At 75.5% G+C, this 3,026-nt stretch carries 3 protein-coding genes; all 3 read right to left on the bottom strand.

Annotation, left to right across the window (positions count from 1 at the left end; all coding sequences use genetic code 11):
* Nucleotides 1-1,628 (bottom strand): ABC transporter ATP-binding protein (locus AC08OT_RS19780; protein WP_476603182.1); only part of this gene is annotated, 1,628 nt, incomplete at its 3' end.
* A gap of 164 nt (nt 1,629-1,792) precedes the next feature.
* Complete coding sequence (locus tag AC08OT_RS19775) at nt 1,793-2,710, bottom strand: ABC transporter ATP-binding protein (protein WP_476591886.1); 918 nt, start codon at nt 2,708-2,710, stop codon at nt 1,793-1,795.
* Between the two features lie 64 nt (nt 2,711-2,774).
* The coding region (locus tag AC08OT_RS19770; protein WP_476603181.1) for an iron chelate uptake ABC transporter family permease subunit at nt 2,775-3,026 on the bottom strand (252 nt) is incomplete at its 5' end.

Raw genomic sequence — 3,026 nt, 5'->3', positions numbered from 1 at the left:
GGCCCGAGCCGGAGCACGCGGTCGGCGGCGGCCAGGACGGAGGGACGGTGGGAGATCACCACGAGGGCGGCCTGCGGCGACCACACGCGCAGCCCCCGCAGGATCGTCGCCTCGGTCACGGCGTCGACAGCCGCGGTCACGTCGTCGAGGATGAGCACGTCCGGCCGGCCGATCAGCCCGCGGGCCAGGGCCAGCCGCTGGGCCTGGCCGCCGGAGACGGTCGCCCCGCGTTCTCCGAGCTCGGTGTCGTAGCCGTCGGGCAGGCTCAGCACGAAGTCGTCGACGGCGGCGACCGCGCAGGCCGCCCGCAGCTCGTCCAGCTCGACCTCGCGGCCGACCCGGAGGTTGTCCGCCACCGTGCCGGCCAGGATCAGGGGCCGTTGGGGAACCAGGCCGATCCGGCGGGCCAGCTCGAGACGGGAGACCCGCCGCAGGTCGACGCCGCCCAGGCTGACCGAGCCGGTCGCCGGGTCCTCCAGTCGGCAGAGCAAGCGGGCGAGCGTGGTCTTGCCGCCGCCGGTCGGTCCGGTCACGGTGACGAACTCGCCCGGACCGACGCGCAGGTCGACCGGTCCGAGCACCCGCCGGCCGTCGCGCCGGGCGGTCAGCCCGGCGGCGAGCAGGGCCCCGCCTGGCGGCGGGGTCTCGGCGTCGGCCGGGTCGTCGTCAGTGACAGGGGTCTCGAGGATCTCGGCGATGCGCCCGGCCGCGACCCGGGCCTGGCCCCGGGCCGAGAGCAGGTCGACCGCGACCGTGACCGCCAGCGTCAGGGTGGTCATCCAGGAGGTGAAGGCGACCAGGCCGCCGACGGTGAGGCCGCCGCGCAGCGCCACCGTCCCCCCGATGGCCAGGCCGGCCGCGATCGCCAGCCGGGGGACGGCCGGCGGGACGGCGGTCCAGGACGCCGAGATGCGCGCGGCGGTCATGGTGTGGTCGGTGAGGACCGCGCTGCGGTCGTGGTGGCGACGGGCAAGAGCCGCCTCACCGCCGAGGCCGCGCACCGCGGCGCTGGCCGAGAGCAGGTCCTCCACCGCGTCGGCGCGGGCGGCGAACGCCTCGGAGAGCTTCTCGTTCGCCGCGTCGAAGCGGCCGGGGAAGTAGGCGTTGGCCAACACGGCCAGCGGGATCGTCACCACCCCGACGATCAGCAGTGGCCAGTCGAGCAAAGCGAAGGCGGGCAGGACCACCACGATGGTCACGACGATCCGGACCCAGATGGCGAGGCTCTGCACCCACAGCCGGATCAGGTCGACGTCGCGGGTGACCCGGGTGGCCAGGTCACCGTGCCCGTAGCGGGCCATGGCGGGGCGGTCGAAGGCGGCCACCCGTTCGACCAGCGCGGCCCGCAGCGCGTGCGCGACGCGGTTCGCGGCCCGGCCCGACCACCACAGGCCGCCAGCGCCGCCGAGCATGAACACCACGGCGACGACCGCCGTCGGGACGGCCCAGGTCAGCGTGCCGTGGACCGATCGCGGGGTGATGCCCTGGTCGAGCGCGCGCTGAATGCACCAGGGGAGAGCGAGCATCGCCGTCTGCTGGACCACCGTGGCCGCGCCGCCGAGGGCGAGTTGCCCCCGCCGCGCCGACAGCTGCGTCCTGAGCAGTCGCTTACCCGTCGCGCCGTCCAACCCAGCACCGTCCTGACCGGTTCGTGCCCGCGTCGTCCGACGACCGTCCGGCGCACCGGCGTCCGGCACCGGCGTCCGATGTCGGGCCGGCGGGATCGGGAGCCCGTGCCCGCCTGGTCGAAGACAGCGGGCAGCGGCTACCTGCCCGATAAAGTCAGGTATAGCTAACCTAAGTAACCCAGCCCCGTCAACCCATCTGGACGGACCGGCTCGGCTCCGTGAGCGGGTCGGCCGTTCCGCCGGACGTGGGCGCCGGGACGGCCACCGCCGGGCTCTGGGCCAGGCGCACCGCCGGGCCGGCGCCGCGGCCGCAGCGGGATCACCAGCGGCGTCCCCGACTCCGGATCGGTGATAATCCGGCAGGCCAGGCCGAAGACGTCCGCGACGAGCGCGGCGGTGACGATCTCGGCCGGCGGCCCCTGGGCGACGATCCGCCCGTCCCGCATCGCCACCAGGTGGTCGGCGTACCGGCTGGCCTGGTTGAGGTCGTGCAGCACCGCCACTAGCGTGTGGTCGCCGCCGGCGAGCAGCTCGGCGCACAGGTCCAGCACTTCGACCTGATGGGCGATGTCGAGGAACGTCGTCGGCTCGTCCAACAGCAGGATCGGCGTCCGCTGGGCCAGGACCATCGCCAGCCACACCCGCTGGCGCTGGCCGCCGGACAGCTCGTCGACCAGGCGGTCGGCCAGGTCGGCGACGGCGGTCCGGGCCATCATCTCGGCCACGACCCGCTCGTCCTCCCGCGACCACTGGCGCAGCAGCCGCTGGTGCGGGTAGCGGCCGCGGGCGACCAGGTCGGCCACGGTGATGCCGGCCGGCGCGGTCGCGGACTGGGCCAGCAGGCCGAGCCGGCGCGCGACCTCCTTCGTCGAGTACGACGAGATCAGCGCGCCGTCGAGGTGCACCGCGCCCGCCTTCGGCCGCAGCAGGCGGACCAGCGCGCGCAGCAGCGTCGACTTGCCGCAGGCGTTCGGTCCGACGATGACGGTGAACGCCCCGTCCGGGATGTCGATCCCCAGCTCGCGGGCCACCACCCGCTGGTCGTAGGCCAAGGTGAGGCCGCGCGCGCTCAGCCGCGTCATGGGGCGTCCTCCGTCATCGGCTCGGTCCCGTCCGCCGGTGGGCGCCGCGCGCCCCGATGCGGCGTCACGCCCGCCGCCGTTGCCGGATCAGCAGGGCGGCAAGGTAGACCCCGCCGATGGCGCCGGTCGCCACCCCGACCGGGAGCTGGGTCGGGGCGAACAGGCGCTGGGCGGCCAGGTCACCGACCGTCACCAGTGCCGCCCCCGCCAGCGCGGTCGAGACCAGCGGCGGCGCGGAGGCCGCCGTGAGCCAGCGGGCCAGCGGCGGCGCGCTCAGCGCCACGAAGCCAACCGGCCCGGCGGCGGCCGTCGCGAC

Source organism: Frankia sp. CgJB1 (assembly GCF_977947065.1).
Note: the sequence above shows the minus strand (reverse complement) of the source record. Positions and strands in the feature narration are given on the sequence as shown.